The organism is Campylobacter vulpis (assembly GCF_014217995.1).
GTDB lineage: Bacteria > Campylobacterota > Campylobacteria > Campylobacterales > Campylobacteraceae > Campylobacter_D > Campylobacter_D vulpis.
Window position 1 is genome coordinate 67,297 of the sequence record NZ_CP041617.1, and the last position, 14,698, is coordinate 81,994.

14 protein-coding genes and 1 pseudogene are annotated in these 14,698 nt (G+C 35.7%); 3 read left to right on the forward strand and 12 right to left on the reverse strand.

All coding sequences use genetic code 11. The features are described from left to right. Positions 1-23: 23 nt before the first annotated feature. The 5 genes from lpoB to CVULP_RS00355 form a co-directional block, all read right to left on the reverse strand. A complete protein-coding gene (gene lpoB / locus CVULP_RS00335) occupies positions 24-647 on the reverse strand; it encodes a penicillin-binding protein activator LpoB (protein WP_099461303.1) in 624 nt (207 codons plus the stop codon). A gap of 15 nt (positions 648-662) precedes the next feature. Next, a complete protein-coding gene (locus CVULP_RS00340; protein ID WP_099507394.1) occupies positions 663-1,031 on the reverse strand; it encodes a YcfL family protein in 369 nt (122 codons plus the stop codon). Between the two features lie 9 nt (positions 1,032-1,040). Then, positions 1,041-2,399 carry a hypothetical protein gene (locus CVULP_RS00345; protein ID WP_099507393.1) on the reverse strand — a complete coding sequence of 453 codons (1,359 nt, stop codon included), beginning with the start codon at positions 2,397-2,399 and terminating at the stop codon, positions 1,041-1,043. 82 nt (positions 2,400-2,481) lie between these two features. Then, entirely contained in the window at positions 2,482-3,810 is a 1,329-nt protein-coding gene (locus CVULP_RS00350; protein WP_099461306.1) for an anaerobic C4-dicarboxylate transporter, read from the reverse strand. Between the two features lie 25 nt (positions 3,811-3,835). After that, the gene (locus tag CVULP_RS00355) at positions 3,836-5,248 is read right to left on the reverse strand and encodes an aspartate ammonia-lyase (protein ID WP_099461307.1); all 1,413 of its coding nucleotides are present in this window, start codon (positions 5,246-5,248) and stop codon (positions 3,836-3,838) included. A gap of 216 nt (positions 5,249-5,464) precedes the next feature. On the opposite strand from CVULP_RS00355, the gene ung reads away from it, so the two are divergent. Further along, a complete protein-coding gene (gene ung, locus CVULP_RS00360; protein ID WP_099507392.1) occupies positions 5,465-6,151 on the forward strand; it encodes a uracil-DNA glycosylase in 687 nt (228 codons plus the stop codon). On the opposite strand, the gene CVULP_RS00365 is transcribed toward ung, so the two are convergent. The 6 genes and pseudogenes from CVULP_RS00365 to CVULP_RS00390 form a co-directional block, all read right to left on the reverse strand. Then, on the reverse strand, positions 6,146-7,444 hold the full coding sequence (locus tag CVULP_RS00365; RefSeq protein ID WP_099507391.1) for a Na+/H+ antiporter family protein: 1,299 nt from the start codon (positions 7,442-7,444) through the stop codon (positions 6,146-6,148). The genes ung and CVULP_RS00365 overlap by 6 nt on opposite strands. A gap of 43 nt (positions 7,445-7,487) precedes the next feature. Beyond that, on the reverse strand, positions 7,488-8,042 hold the full coding sequence (locus tag CVULP_RS00370; protein WP_099507390.1) for a restriction endonuclease: 555 nt from the start codon (positions 8,040-8,042) through the stop codon (positions 7,488-7,490). After that, positions 8,042-8,956, reverse strand: coding sequence for an SAM-dependent methyltransferase (locus CVULP_RS00375; RefSeq protein ID WP_099507389.1), 915 nt, complete (start codon positions 8,954-8,956; stop codon positions 8,042-8,044). Before CVULP_RS00375 ends, CVULP_RS00370 begins: the two co-directional genes overlap by 1 nt. Before the next feature lie 36 nt (positions 8,957-8,992). Then, positions 8,993-9,214, reverse strand: a pseudogene (locus CVULP_RS00380) (SPASM domain-containing protein); the annotation flags it as partial. Positions 9,215-9,252: 38 nt separating this feature from the next. Further along, a complete protein-coding gene (locus CVULP_RS08795) occupies positions 9,253-9,585 on the reverse strand; it encodes a hypothetical protein (protein WP_099507388.1) in 333 nt (110 codons plus the stop codon). A gap of 506 nt (positions 9,586-10,091) precedes the next feature. Beyond that, complete coding sequence (locus tag CVULP_RS00390; RefSeq protein ID WP_252195534.1) at positions 10,092-11,384, reverse strand: hemolysin family protein; 1,293 nt, start codon at positions 11,382-11,384, stop codon at positions 10,092-10,094. A 155-nt stretch (positions 11,385-11,539) separates the two neighbouring features. On the opposite strand from CVULP_RS00390, the gene CVULP_RS00395 reads away from it, so the two are divergent. Together CVULP_RS00395 and CVULP_RS00400 are read left to right on the forward strand one after the other, a co-directional pair. Continuing rightward, the gene (locus CVULP_RS00395; RefSeq protein ID WP_099507386.1) at positions 11,540-12,700 is read left to right on the forward strand and encodes a tetrahydrodipicolinate N-succinyltransferase N-terminal domain-containing protein; all 1,161 of its coding nucleotides are present in this window, start codon (positions 11,540-11,542) and stop codon (positions 12,698-12,700) included. An 8-nt stretch (positions 12,701-12,708) separates the two neighbouring features. Further along, a complete protein-coding gene (locus tag CVULP_RS00400) occupies positions 12,709-14,019 on the forward strand; it encodes an SLC5/6 family protein (RefSeq protein WP_099461314.1) in 1,311 nt (436 codons plus the stop codon). On the opposite strand, the gene CVULP_RS00405 is transcribed toward CVULP_RS00400, so the two are convergent. Further along, positions 14,016-14,651, reverse strand: a complete 636-nt coding sequence (locus CVULP_RS00405; RefSeq protein WP_099461315.1) for a protein-L-isoaspartate(D-aspartate) O-methyltransferase — start codon at positions 14,649-14,651, stop codon at positions 14,016-14,018. The two genes, CVULP_RS00400 and CVULP_RS00405, sit on opposite strands and share 4 nt — an antisense overlap. Positions 14,652-14,698: the final 47 nt, after the last annotated feature.

The following is a 14,698-nucleotide window of genomic DNA, read 5'->3' on the forward strand; positions in this document are numbered from 1 at the left end:
TAGACAACTTGAGGTTTAAAGATTTACCAAGTTACACTTTTGCTTGAACCTGTTTTGTCTATCGTTTGCTCATCTTCCCAATACACAAGTCCTGAATTTAAGTCAGTTAATCTTAGTAAAAAGAAGTATTCTACCTGTATTTTGCCATTGCTTAACTTGACATTATCTTGGCGGATTTTACCTGCTAAAGAAAAGTCAGGAGAGACAAGTGTGCCTTTTTTAGCTATGGTATTTTGATTAAACTCGTCATTATCCCTAAGCTCTCTCACATCTTCGCTCATACTATCAAGTGCCCCACCAGCTGCTACGGCTGAAGTTAGCACAAATTTACCCGATTTTCTTAAAGCGGTAGTGATTTTAGCGGTTAATTTTTCCGTGTCTATTCTTTGTGGAGTATCATTAATAACTCTACCAATGGCAATAACCTTTCTAGTTCCAGGCTTAATATTCGCAAAGGCTGGATCGCTAAGCATACTATTTATCATCGTTTCAGCCGCATTTTCAAAATCTTCTCTATCAAGTCCTAAAGTAAGCGCATCGCCCTTTTTTACCTGAGAAGCCTTGCCATCTGTGTAGGTGCTTTGCACACAACCGCCTAAAAACAAAGACCCTGCTAAAAATGCTGTTAAAATTTTTGTTTTTTTCATTGTTTTTCCTTTCGATTAATTTTTTGTTTTCATATCAATTCTAAAATCGACCGCTCTTTTATCAAAAGCAAGTTTTTTTAAAATCACCTCTTGACCTGCTGGAATTCTTATAAACTCATAGTCTTCTTTAACGGAATTTCTAAGCACAAAGCCGTCTTTGTCTAGCCAATTTACCTTATAAAACACATCTTTAGCAAAAGTGCTTTTTAGCACGAGTTCGACCTCTAAAAAGCCATTGTCATTAATGCGTTGTTTTATTTGCTTGACAAGGCTTTTGGGTAAATTTGAGTTCAAATTTACACTAGAAAATTTATTTGTATTTTGTTGTGTGGGAGCACAAGCACATAAAAAAAGCATAGTAAAAAGTAGAAAATATTTTTTCATTTTTAGCCTTTATTTTTCGATGATTTGAACATTGACGGGTAAGACAGGTGAAAAAGAACGCACGATTATAAGAGCATTTTTCTTTTTATCGAGTGTTGTGTTGAAAAGTTCTGCCCCTTGAGGGTTTTTGAGGCTGATTTCGCCTTTATTTTCTACCATAGCTACGGAAATATTTTTTGGTAAGCCTCTCCAGCTTCTTACATCAGCTTTATTGGTCGCCGCTGTGGCAACAGAACTTGCTAAAGTGAGCCAACCGCCTGTGGAGTCGTTATTTGCTACTACAAGATTTAAAGTCGTTTTAAGAATTGTTTGTGCTAAGGCTTTGCTAATCATTGCCGGCATATTGATTTTAAATTCCGTTGCGACAATATTATCTAAATCAACAAATTGAGAAGTTTTTGCTCCATTTACCTTTATAAATTCAAAAGAGCCTTCTCTTTTCTTCAATGTTTGCAAAGCTACGCTCGCACTAATGATTTTGCCCTCAACTAGGAAAGGTAAGGTTAAAGTAAAGTCATCTTTCACCACGCCAAAGCCATTTTCATAAACGACAAAAATGTATTTTTTCTTATTTTTAGAACTCTTGCGTGAAGCATCTTTAAAAAGTTTTGCTTGTTTTGTGATTTCAGCATTTTTAGAATTGATGGCGGCGACCTCTCTAAAAAGTCCTCCTGCCTTTCTAAAATCATTATCCATAAAGAAAAACACGGAAGCTAAATAGCTCGCATAAGGATTGATGAAATTTTTAGTCGTGTCAAAAGCTTCAAATAAATGCTCGTATTCTTTATCAATAATCTTAGCATTTTCGTTCATATTTTGTTGATAATTTGGATCTTCTTTGGCTTTTTTAAGTTCTTCTCTATTTTTTTCTATTTCTTTGGCAAAATATTCTTTGGCTTTATCTTGTCTCATTAAGGCACGATTAAATTCTACTCTAGCATTTGCATAGTCGCTTAAACTCATATAATTTAAGCCCTTATAAACATTAACCATAATTCTTTCATACAAAGAACCCTCATAATCAACTATGGTATCATTAATCAAAGTTGTTGCAACGACCTTAGCACCCTTTTTGCCGACATTTTGTAAATCTACATCATATTTATAAGCCTCTTCAGCCCTATCAAAAAAAACATTGCTTTTATTAAAATCACCGCAATTTCTAGCGATCAAGCCTACATTTAATCCCGTATAAATCACATCATCATTTTTTTCTAATTTTTGCAAATTTGTAGTGTAAATTTCTTCGTTGCAATATTTGTTTATTAAAGCATTTTCAAAAGTTGTATTATTTTTGACACCATTAGAACAAGCACTAAGAAGCAAAGCCCCCAAACTAATAAAAATTAACCAGAATTTGAATTTCATCAAAACTCCTTATAAAATAAATGAAAAATTATAACAAAAATAAATAAAGCAAATAAAAATTCCCGCTCAAGCGGGAATTGAATTAAAATAGTGAGATAACCAAGAAACCTAAAGCCACAGCGATTGCGATAGCTAAAACGCCTGGTAAGAAGAAAGCGTGGTTAAAAATAAATTTACCAATTCTTGTTGAGCCTGTATCGTCCATTTGAACCGCACCAAGCAAAGTTGGATAAGTTGGTAAAACGAAAAGTGCAGAAACCGCCGCAAAACAAGCTACAAGCATACCAGAATCCGCAACAGTTGCTAAACCTAAAGCCGAGATGATAACAGGGGTAATCGCCTTAGCCGTAGCCGCTTGAGAATAAAGAAGCATACTAGCAAAGAAAAATGCTACCGCTAATAGAGCTGGAGTTTGTTTAACCCACTCACCTGCAACATCTTTAATTGCTTGTTCGTGTCCTGCAACGAAAGTATTTCCAAGCCACGCTACACCAAAAACGCACACGCAAGCAGTCATACCACTTTTGAATACGCTAGTATCTAAAATTTTGCCCGGCTCTACCTTACAAAGCCAAGTGATCAAAGCTGCAGCAGTTAGCAAGAAGCTCATAATAGCAGCATCTCTAGGCATAATTACAGGGTCAATCCACTTGATATTATTTGAAATGGCAGTCGCATATAAAACAACGGCTAAAACTGTGAATAGGAAAATTCCCACAGAAAGTTTTGCACCCGGCTTGTCTGTGCCGTGTAGAATTTCACCCGCATCTTTAACCAAACCAGCCTTTAAACGCTCTTGATACACAGGATCTTTACTTAAATCAAGCGGAGTGATAAGACTAACGATGAAAGCAGTTACCATACAAGCAACGAAAGTAGTAACAATCCAAATTCCTATTAGAGTAGGATAATTCCAACCAAAACCCTCTAAAACGCCACTCATATAAACAACAGCCGCACTTACAGGAGAGGCGGTAATGCCGATTTGTGAAGAGACAACCATCAAAGAAAGAGGTGCTGAAGGTCTTATATTTTGAGACTTAGCCACATCTACAACAACAGGCATAAGAGAAAATACTGCATTTCCCGTTCCCGCTAAGATGGTTAGCAACCAACCGCAAGCCGGAGCTAGATAGTTGATAAAGCGAGGATTTGCTCTTAAAAGCTTTTCAACTACACGCACCATATAATCAAGACCACCTGCTTGTTGCATAGCAGAAATCGCCGCAATTGCCGCGGCAATGATGAGGATAACATCCCAAGGAATGCTTCCGGGCTTCATACCTAAAACAAGTGATAAAATCACAACACCAAGACCACCAGCATAGCCAATAGCAATGCCTCCAAGTCTAATACCGACAAAAATCGCCCCCAAAAGAACGATAAGTTCTAAAATAACCATAATATCCATAATTTTCCTTAGTATAAAAAGTTAATTAAGCTTTTCTTTTTTCTTTCATTTGAGGATTGAGCATATTTTCAGGGTCTAAAATTTTGTCAATTTCCTCTTTTGTCAAATAGCCTCTTTCAAGACAAATATCACCTACTGCTTTTCCTGTTTGTAGAGCTTCTTTAGCCATACTTGCCGATTTTTCATAGCCTAGCACAGGATTAAAGGCAGTAACTATGCCAATAGAATTAAGCACGAGTTTTTTGCAAGCTTCAGGATTGGCTTTTAAGCCTTTGATCGCTTTATTTGCTAGAGTTTTCATAGCATTTTCAAGTAAAATTAAAGAATTGAACAAGCCATAAGCAATACCCGGTTCAAAAGCATTAAGCTCAAATTCGCCTCTTTCAGAGCAGAGCATAATGGTAACATCATTACCTATGACTTCATAACACGCTTCACCCACAACTTCACAAATAACAGGATTTACCTTGCCCGGCATAATCGAGCTTCCCGGTTGCATTGCAGGGAGGGTAATTTCGCCAAGCCCACATCTAGGACCTGAATTCATTAATCTCAAGTCGTTTGCAATTTTAGAAAGTCTCACTGCAGCGGTTTTTAAGCAACCACTTACATAAACAAAATCGGCTGTGTCTTGAGTAGCGGCAATTAAATCTTCAGCGGGAGTGAAATTAACACCTGTGATTTCTTTAAGTTTTTTCTCAACGACATTTTTATAATCAGGATGGCAGTTAATACCCGTGCCTATCGCAGTTGCACCCAAATTTAAAACCGCCATAGACTCTCTTGCCTTACTTAATTTTGCAATATCACTTTTAATATAACTTGCAAAAGCATTGAAGGTATTTCCTAAAGTCGTAGGAACAGCGTCTTCAAGCTCTGTTCTACCCATTTTAATCATATCTTTGTATTCTTTTGCTTTAATTTCAAGCTCATTTTTAAGTTCTTCCATAGCCTTAAGTAAATCGCCCAATTTAGCGTGTGTGGCAACCTTAATCGAGCTAGGATAAGTGTCATTTGTAGATTGCCCTAAATTTGTATGGTCATTTGGGTGAAGATATTGATACTCGCCCTTTTTATGTCCCATACTCTCTAATGCGATATTTGTTAAAACTTCATTAACATTCATATTTGTGCTTGTGCCAGCTCCACCTTGAATCATATCAACGACAAACTGGTCTAAAAACTCACCCGCAATAAGTCTATCGCAAGCTTTTGCAAGAGCATCTGCCTTATCAGCGTCTAAAACGCCCACTTCTTTATTTGCTAAAGCTGCTGCCTTTTTCACTTGTGCAAAAGCCTTAATAAAGAAAGGATAGTTTTTTAAACTCCTTCCACTCATATGGAAATTTTCAAGAGCTCTAAAGGTTTGAACCCCGTAATACACATCATCAGCAATTTCAAGCTCGCCGATGAAATCGTGTTCTTTTCTCGTTCCCATTTTGAACCTTTCTAAATAATTTAGATTATTTTATGCAAACTACAATTTGCCTAAAATTGATTAATCATACTCCAAAATACTTAAGAAAAAATTAATGAGATATAATATAACTCATTATTTTTGGGCATTTGAAAGTTATTTTTATATTTACAAAAGATTTAAAATTATATAAAATAATGCGAAATCTCTATAATAAATCATTTAGTAAAGGATATTATGCTAGAAATTAAACTTGATAAGATCAAAATAAGTGCCGACTGGCTAGAATTTTTAAAAGAAGAATTTAAAAAACCTTATTTTTTAGACATTAAAAGGCAGTATATCGAAACTTTAAAAGCTGGAAAAATCATCTATCCCCCCGCAAATTTAACCTTCAATGCTTTTAATCTTACCCCCTTAAATTCCCTTAAAATCGTGCTTTTAGGGCAGGATCCTTATCACAAACAAAATCAAGCTATGGGACTTAGTTTTTCTGTGCCAAAGGGTGTGCCAATTCCTCCAAGTCTTAGAAATATTTTTAAAGAATTAAATGCGGATTTAGGTGTTAAAATCCCTCAAAATGGTGATTTAAGTGCGTGGGCTAGACAAGGCGTTTTGCTTTTAAATGCCATTTTTAGCGTAGAGGAGAATAAGCCCTTAAGTCATAGTTTATGGGGTTGGCAAGAATTTAGCGATAATGTTATTAAAAAACTAAGTCTTGAAAAAGAGGGACTTATTTTCATTTTATGGGGTAAATTCGCTCAAAACAAAAAAGATTTAATTGACACAAAAAAGCATTTTATCCTAGAAGCGGCACACCCAAGCCCTCTTGCTAGGCAGGGTTTTTTGGGGTGCAGACATTTTTCTAAAAGCAATGCTCTCTTGGAAAAAATAGGCAAAGAACCTATAAAATGGGACTTATAAGAACATTGCAATGAAAGTGCCGATGATAAGCAGAGGACCATTATAAAAGATAAAGGTAGGGATACAAGTATCTTTGATATGGTCGTGTTGTTTGTCAGCATTTAGCCCTACGCTCACGCCTAAAGTTGTTTCACTAGCAGGACTTCCCGCATCGCCTAAAGCTCCTGCCACGCCGATGATGAAAATAATCAAACTCGCTGAAAAGCCAAGCTCTAAGCAAATAGGGCAAAATAAAGTCGCTATAATGGGGATAGTTCCAAAAGAAGTGCCTATACCTATGGTGATGATAAGTCCTATAAATAGCATAGCAAAAATGGCTAGAAGCTTATTTCCCTCTACAAAAGGAATGACGGAATTTACAAGCTCCTCTACCGCTCCACTTTGCTTTAAAACCTCGCCATAACCAGCCGCTACAAGCATTACAAAGGCGATAAAACCCATCATTTTAAGCCCATCATCAAAGACTAAATCTACTTTTTTATAGCTAACTCCGCCCAAAACTATCATCAAAATAAAACCTAAAAGCCCAGATAAAGGTAAATTTTGCGTCATAATTTGACACACAAGAGTAAGAATTAGCCCCGCTAAAACGCCCCATTCCCTACGCGTCATTTTGATATTTTCATAATCCATATTTTTAATAGCAATTTCTTGATACTCTCTAGGCTTAGAATAAAAAATGAAAATAGAAAGCAAAAGTCCAAAAAGCATACAAAAAATCGCTAAAAACATCGTGCTTGTTACATCGTTTAAATTCACAGCTACGCCGTTTTGATTTAAATTATCCACGAGTAAATTTTGAAAAATTAGCCCAAAACCCAAAGGTAAAGCCATATAAGGCGTAGTCAGCCCAAAGGTCAAAGCACAAGCAACGCCCCTGCGATCGATTTTAAGTTTATTAAAAAGCGTGAGTAAGGGAGGAATTAAAATCGGCACAAAAGCCACATGGATAGGCACTAAATTTTGCGAAAAACAAGCGATTAGAGCTAAAGAGAATATGAGTAAATATTTTTTATGTGAGATGAAATGGCTGACAATTTTGATTAAAAAAGCCGTTAAATTTGTCTTAGAAATAGCCGCTGCGATAGCACCTAAAAGGATATAACTTAGAGCCGTTTGCAGATTTCCTTTCATACCATTGATGAGAGTATTCATCGTCTCAAGCATAGGAATTTGTGCGACAAGTCCGGCGATTAAAGCAGAAATTAGCACACTTAGCAAAACATTAAAGCGAAGCAAACAAAGGATTATCATCACCAAAACACTGATGATAATGGGATTTGTTAAAAGCATAATTTTCCTTTAAAATCAAAAGAAGTATTGTAGAAAATCTTTCTTAAATTGATGTAAAAATAGCATAAAGTTCGTTTGCAAAATTTGCAATAGACTTTAAATCTTTTAGATTTAATGTCAGCTTAAGATTAACTTGATTGCCCGGATTCATCATCACAAGCTGCTTATCTTTGCCATTAACTTTAATATATTCTTTTCTTAAAGTATGATTATAATAATAATCTTGTTTCTTATCCACAATGTAATAATGCACACTCTGCGTTGTAATGCCTAGTAAAATAATATAATCATAATTATATTTTGGATTGATTCCATTAAATTGAAAAGTGTTATTGTTTAAGCCTTTCCTTGCGGTTTTAACCTCTATCTTTTTACCATTTGATAGTAAGTCAAACTCATCGTGGATAATATCCCCAGGCAATTCATCAAGTGGTAGATTCAAAGCTTTAAACACTTCCTTAACAAATTTTTCGCCAATTTGTCCTATTGCATTTCCTTCAAAATGTAAAATTTTTTCAAAAATTCCGCTTTTTTGCTTCTTTTGCACTTCGTTATATTTTTGCTCTATGAGTTGTAATAAAAGTTTTTCTAAGTCCATTAAAACCCCGACTCGTGCAAAAGCTTAAAAATATGTGATTTGCCAATATGCCTACAACCATTTGTAGCAAGTGAGCTATATTTTGTCCAATCAGCTTTTAAAAACAACTCATCAAGCCTTTCTTTTGGGGCATTGTCGTTATAAATAATTGCCACTCCACTTTTATACTTGACTTGTGAAAAATCTTTTACCACTGCATTTTCTTTAAAAAATGTGCTTGAGAGATAAAAATCTGCCTTTTTATTAAAAATCCACTCTTTGCCACATTCCCTATTTTTTGCTAGAGACACAGTTACTACCTTTAAAATCTCACTAAAGGGCTCTTGCTTTTCTTTTTGGGCATACCAGCTAAACTCTTGTTTTTCGTTCTTATAATTTTTACTCCAAATTTGAAAACAGCACTTCACATCTTTTTCCTTACCATTTTCAAGGTAAAAAGAGTTATGTGGCAAAGATTCTTCGTGAAGCAAATGAAAATCTTTCACACGGTAACGCACTGAACCTTTACCCAAGCTTTGAAAAAACATCGGCAATATAAAACACACAAAATCCGCTTTTTGTGAGTGCTTGATAAATTCTAAGGCTAACACCCCGCGATGCCCAAAAGGTGGATTCCCTATCACAATAAGGGGCTTTTTAGGCAACTCAAACTGCAAATAATCGCCTTGTAAAATATCAAATTTACTTGCATTTATATCAATACCGATTCTATTTTTAGGCAAAAGCGAGTAAAAACACCCATCACCCACACTAGGCTCTAGCCAAGTGTATTTATCTAAATTTTCATATTTTGCTATGATTTTTTTAGTTTTTTCAAAAAGCATTTTCGCAACTTCTGGCTTTGTAAAATAGGCGTCAAAATGATTATTGAGATTTTTTCTCATCACTCCACCATTGACATATTTTAAAGTCATTTTTGTCCTTATATATTTTTCATATTATAGCAAATTTCAAGCTTTCGTCTTAAAAAATTCACATCTTTGACATAAATTTTCTAACCTTTCCCCCCTTTCAAAGCCTTGCTTTAAATCTAAAAATTTTTTTGTTTCTAGCAGATTTTGAAAGGAATTTTCAAGCACATTGCCCAAATTAATCGCCCCACCACTATCCAAACAGCAAGGCACAAGCGTGCCATCGCTTAAAATGCCAATCTGCTCTTTTAAAGCGTGGCAAAAAGGCTAAATTCCTCGTCTGTTTTCAAATCTTTATCTTAAAACAAAGACTTAATTTCATCTTTTGCATTTGCAGTGTTTGATAAATTTATCCAAATCGTTTCAAGTATGCTTCCTTCGTGTTCTGCTAAAACTAATTTTCTATAATTGCCTCTATGAACATCATCTAGGTTTGTGTATTGTTTTAATGTTGTTTTATCAAGTTCTGTTTTATTAAAAGTAAGCTTTGAAATATCTTTTGTAAAAACTAAAATATACTCACTGACACGACTTAAAAATTTAGCTGAGTTATCTTTCTCCCGTTTTCTATGCCAAGTTATATAACCTACAAAGTTATTCCCTTCCCCATGCACGATTAAATATCTCATCATAAAGCACTTTTAAATAAGCTTGTTCATTATCATCACATTGTATAAATATCACGCCACCTTCACTTAAAAACTCTCTTGTTCTAAAGAACGAAATTTTGTAACGCCTTTCTTGCAAATAGTATATCAACTTCATTTCTTGCTAAAATCTTATTGAAAAATCTTTTGTTTCTCATCATAGCTTTGTGCTAAATTTCTAATATACTTTAAAGTTTCAAAGCGATTTTCTAAATCTTGCAATAATTCATCTTATAACTTCTCCCTGAATCTTAGTCTAGTAAATGAAAGCTAATCGAGCTTTCATTTAGGCGAGATAAAGCGTAATTTCTCCATAAATTCGTTTATGGGCTTTATTTGCTGTTATACGGATACATTGTATAACGCACACTCTCTGCTGTAATGCCTAGCAAAATATAATCATAATCGTATTTTGGATTAATTTTATCAAATTGAAAAGAATTATTTAAACCTTTTCTTGTAGTTTTTATCAAAAAAGAATTTAGAGCGAGTTAGTCCTCACTCTCTTCATCTTTTATTTTTTTCACAACTTTCACTTTCTCAATGGAATTTCCGTCCATTTTTTTCACTTCATAATAGCAAAGTTCGTCCTCTATCCTATCGCCCACCACAGGCAAACGCCCTAAAAGATTAAAGACATAACCGCCTATGGTTACTTGCTCCAAATCCTTATCATAAGTGATGAGTAAAAGCTCCTCAACCTTTTCTATATCGCAACGCCCCGCAAATTCATAAATATTATCGGCAAGTTTTTTGTAATTATCCTCATCATATTCGCTTTTAATCTCGCCGATAATCTCCTCCATAATGTCTTCCATCGTCAAAAGTCCCGCCGTGCCGCCATATTCATCAATCACTAAGGCAGTGTGAGATCTTTCTTTATTCATCATCACAAGCACTTTTGAAATGCTAAGATTTTCAGGCACTAAAATAAGAGGCTTGACAAAATTATCCAACTTTTCACTTTTAGCATTTAATTCATTTTGCACGATGTCTCTTATATGCACCATACCCAAAATCACATCTTTAGAGCCGTCTATATAAGGAAAACGCGTATGTTTATACTCACAAATAATTTGCATATTTTCACTATAAGATTTTTGCTTATTAAGGCAAATCATATCCTTTCTAGGCGTCATTATTTCTTTTGCCACTGTGTCGCTAAAATCCACAGCATTACGGATAATCTCCGTTTCAAATTCATCTAAAACCCCGCCCTTTTGACTCTCACTTGCTATGATTTTAATCTCTTCTTCGCTATGAGTTAGCTCGTGTTCTTTAGCGGGTTTAATACCAAAAATTTTAAGTGTTAAAGCCGCCAAAATATCAAAAATTTTAATACAAGGTAAAAATAAAATCCAAAACCAATGCAAGGGTCTAGCCACCCAAAGCACAGCCTTATCGGCTATGGCTATGGCTATACTTTTAGGGACAAGCTCGCCTAAAACCACATGTAAAAGCGTGATAATGCTAAAGGCGATGATGAAAGCTATGGTGTGGATTAAAACCGGACTTAAGCCCAAATTTAAAAGCGGAGCTTCAAGCATTTTAGCAATGGCAGGTTCTCCTATCCAGCCAAGAGCAAGTGAGCTTAAGGTAATGCCTAATTGACAAGCACTTAGATAGGTGTCAAGCTTTGAGGTTACTTCTAAAGCTTTTTTAGCATTACGCTTTTTTTCCTTAACCATTTCTTCAAGTTTAGAACGGCGAACTTTAACAATGCTAAATTCAGACAAAACGAAAAAACCATTTAAAAAAACCAAAGCAAGTGCAACAAAAATCATAAAGATAGAATAGCTAGTATCAGTAGCGATTTGACTGGGGTCCAATGAAACTCCTTAGAAAATAAATGTGTCATTATACACAAAAACTACAATTTTCACAAAAATTATTAAACAAAAAAAGTTAAAATTGAGGCATTTTTTAAAAAGGATAGCTGATGATAAACACTAAAGAAGATTTTTTGCTTTTGGTAAAGCAAATCGAGCAAAAAGCAAACTACAAAAAGCCCTATGCCTTTGGCATTGCAAGGCTAGATAGAGGACAGCTGAATAAAAATAAAATTTTACAAGCCTCTTTTGCTCTTATTAATTACGAGCAAAATTACGCCTCAGCGGCAATTATGCTTGAGGCTTTTGCAAGGCGGGGTGTGGAGCTTGACTTTAGCAAAAGCGAATTTGTGGAGCTTTTAAAGCTTGAGGATATAGATTTCGCTCTTTCTTGCTTTAAGCCTTTTTTAGAAGAAGAGGGGCATAAAAACATTGACTTGCTTAAGGTTGTTAAAGACAAGTTTAAAGATGATGAATTTGCCTTTGTATGCCTTTTTGAAGATAAAGAGCCTTTGAGTGTGGAGAGTGTGTATCTTAAGCTTTATTTGCTTTCTACTAAAAAAGTGCCCCTAAGAGGGCTTAATCTAAATGGTGCTTTTGGCTTACTTCACAATGTCGCTTGGAGTGAGGATAAGCCTATCGAGCTTGAGTATTTAAGAGAAAATGAAATGCGTCTTAAAATGAGTAAGCAATATCCTAAAATAGACTTTGTCGATAAATTCCCACGCTTTTTAGCTCACATTATCCCCGAGGATAACACGCGTATTTTAGAGAGTTCTAAAGTGCGTATGGGTGCAGCCCTAGCCGCTGGCACGACTATAATGCCCGGTGCTTCTTATGTGAATTTTAACGCGGGCACAACGGGTGCTTGTATGGTTGAGGGGCGTATAAGCTCTAGTGCCATTGTGGGCGAGGGTAGCGATATAGGCGGTGGGGCGTCTATACTGGGCGTTTTAAGCGGCACTAGTGGAAATGCCATAAGCGTGGGTAAGGCTTGTCTTTTAGGTGCGAATTCTGTTACAGGCATACCTTTGGGGGATAATTGCATAGTCGATGCGGGCATTGCAGTGCTTGAGGGGACGAAATTTTTACTCAAAGACAAAGAAGAGCTTCAAAAAGTCAATCTAGGCTTTGATTTTAATAAAGAAATATATAAGGGCATAGAGCTTAAAAACCTTAACGCTTTGCATTTTAGACAAGATAGCATTAGCGGTGCGATGATAGTGGGTTTTAATAAAAAAGCCATAACACTCAATGCCGCCTTGCATTAAGGCAAGCTATGAAAACATATAAATTTGACACGAGGTGGATACTTTCACTCTTTGGCACGGCTGTGGGGGCTGGGATACTCTATTTACCCATTAAAGCTGGGACTGGAGGTGTTTTACCCGTCATAGCGATGTGTTTTATCATCTTTCCTATGGTGTATCTTAGTCATAGGGCTTTAAGTCGCTTTGTTTCCGGGGCAAATGGAGCGGATAGAGACATCACACACGCTGCGGAAGAGTATTTTGGTAGAAAGACGGCTTTATTTATTTCAGTGCTTTATTTTTTTGCGATTTTTCCTATATGCCTTGCCTATTGTGTTGGGATTAGCAATACCTTTGAAAGCTTTATTTATCATCAGTTTATGCCCCTAGCTAGTGAAAATGCAGTCCAATTTATCCAAAGCATTTATAGTGTAAGCACAAGTGAAAATGGCAAAATTATAGCCAACCTTACCCCATTTTATAGAGCTTTGTTAGTATTTATTTTGGTAAGTTCGTTTATGCTAGTAATGCTTCTAAGCGAAGAGCTTATCACAAAAATTTGCGAATGGCTCGTGTATCCTTTATGTTTGATTTTATTTTTATTTTCACTCTATCTTATCCCTCACTGGAATTTAGAAAGCTTTACGCAAATCCCTCATTTTAAAGAATTTATCACCATAGTTTGGCTTACCTTACCCGTTTTAGTTTTTTCTTTCAATCACTCCCCAGCCATTTCAACCTTTACCCTAAGTGTCAAAAGGCACTATAAAGAGCATAAAAGCATAGAAAAAGCAGACCAAATTCTTTTTAAAACTTCTTTAATGCTTCTCATTTTTGTGATGTTTTTTGTCTTTTCTTGTGTGCTTTCCTTAAGCGGCGAAGAATTTAGCGACGCTAGAGCACAAAATATCCCCGTGCTTTCGTATTTTGCAAATAAGCTTGATAATCCTATCATCGCCTATGGTGGTCCTTTGGTTGCGTTTTTAGCGATTACGAGTTCCTTTTTTGGGCATTATTTTGGTGCAAGAGAGGGTGCTTATGGCATAGTGCGTAAGTGCTGTAAAATGGCAGGAATTTTAAATCCTAATCAAAAGCTCATCAGGCTCATTTGCGGAACTACGATGTATATTATTATGCTACTTGTGGGTTTTTATAATCCTAGCGTTTTAGATTTTATAGAAAAGCTTGGCGGTCCTATTATAGCGGCGATTTTATTTTTAATGCCTGTGATTGCGATTTATAGCATTTCAAAGCTTAAGAAATTTCAAAATAAGCCTTTAGATTTGTTTGTCTTTGCGACAGGCTTACTGACTATCATCACGGTAATTTACAGCTTTTAAAGCTGTTCTTTACCATCGACAACAGGCACAAAAAGGCATTCTTCTAAAATTTCTTTTTGTAAATTTGTGCCACTTTTGCTAATTCTTGTGATAAATTGCTTACCATTATGCAAAATAGGTGCGACTAAAATCCCCCCATCACTTAGCTGATCAAGTAAAATTTCAGGGATAGAAGTCGCATAAGCGGAAAATAAAATTCTATCATAAGGCGCATAATTTTTCCAGCCATTTTGTCCATCATCAAAACGGACATTGATATTTAAAAAGCCAAGTTCCCTAAAGGTATTTGCGGCATTTTTAGCAAGTTTTTCTATGCGTTCTATGGTAAAAACGCGTCTTATAATGCGACTTAAAATCGCCGCTTGATACCCACTTCCACAGCCTATTTCTAGCACGCTATCAGCATTTTTGCATTGTAGTGCCATAGTCATCTTAGCCACCGTTAAAGGAGAGCTTATCCACTGCGAATTTGCCAAAGGTAGGGCATTAAGGCTATAAGCGTGGGCTTTAAGTGGAGAAAAAATTTCTCTAGGCACTTGGCAAAAGGCGTTAAAAAGCTCTTCGTTGATAAAGGTTTTTGTAGCGATTTCCTCCGCCATAGCTTGACAGCGTTTTTGCTCAAATGCGTTCATTTTTACTCCTAAAAAGAGAAATTGTAACGAAAAAGGTTAAATTTTTT

Bases quoted from the DNA above. Each gene is read 5' to 3' on its own strand.
- CVULP_RS00365 (WP_099507391.1), bottom strand. From the start codon at position 7,444: ATGCTTTTAACAAATCCCATTATCATCAGTGTTTTGGTGATGATAATC.
- CVULP_RS08795 (WP_099507388.1), bottom strand. From the start codon at position 9,585: ATGATGAGATATTTAATCGTGCATGGGGAAGGGAATAACTTTGTAGGT.
- CVULP_RS00390 (WP_252195534.1), bottom strand. From the start codon at position 11,384: ATGATTTTTGTTGCACTTGCTTTGGTTTTTTTAAATGGTTTTTTCGTT.
- CVULP_RS00340 (WP_099507394.1), bottom strand. From the start codon at position 1,031: ATGAAAAAATATTTTCTACTTTTTACTATGCTTTTTTTATGTGCTTGT.
- CVULP_RS00345 (WP_099507393.1), bottom strand. From the start codon at position 2,399: ATGAAATTCAAATTCTGGTTAATTTTTATTAGTTTGGGGGCTTTGCTT.
- ung (WP_099507392.1), top strand. From the start codon at position 5,465: ATGCTAGAAATTAAACTTGATAAGATCAAAATAAGTGCCGACTGGCTA.
- CVULP_RS00375 (WP_099507389.1), bottom strand. From the start codon at position 8,956: ATGACTTTAAAATATGTCAATGGTGGAGTGATGAGAAAAAATCTCAAT.
- CVULP_RS00400 (WP_099461314.1), top strand. From the start codon at position 12,709: ATGAAAACATATAAATTTGACACGAGGTGGATACTTTCACTCTTTGGC.
- CVULP_RS00370 (WP_099507390.1), bottom strand. From the start codon at position 8,042: ATGGACTTAGAAAAACTTTTATTACAACTCATAGAGCAAAAATATAAC.
- lpoB (WP_099461303.1), bottom strand. From the start codon at position 647: ATGAAAAAAACAAAAATTTTAACAGCATTTTTAGCAGGGTCTTTGTTT.
- CVULP_RS00395 (WP_099507386.1), top strand. From the start codon at position 11,540: ATGATAAACACTAAAGAAGATTTTTTGCTTTTGGTAAAGCAAATCGAG.
- CVULP_RS00350 (WP_099461306.1), bottom strand. From the start codon at position 3,810: ATGGATATTATGGTTATTTTAGAACTTATCGTTCTTTTGGGGGCGATT.
- CVULP_RS00355 (WP_099461307.1), bottom strand. From the start codon at position 5,248: ATGGGAACGAGAAAAGAACACGATTTCATCGGCGAGCTTGAAATTGCT.
- CVULP_RS00405 (WP_099461315.1), bottom strand. From the start codon at position 14,651: ATGAACGCATTTGAGCAAAAACGCTGTCAAGCTATGGCGGAGGAAATC.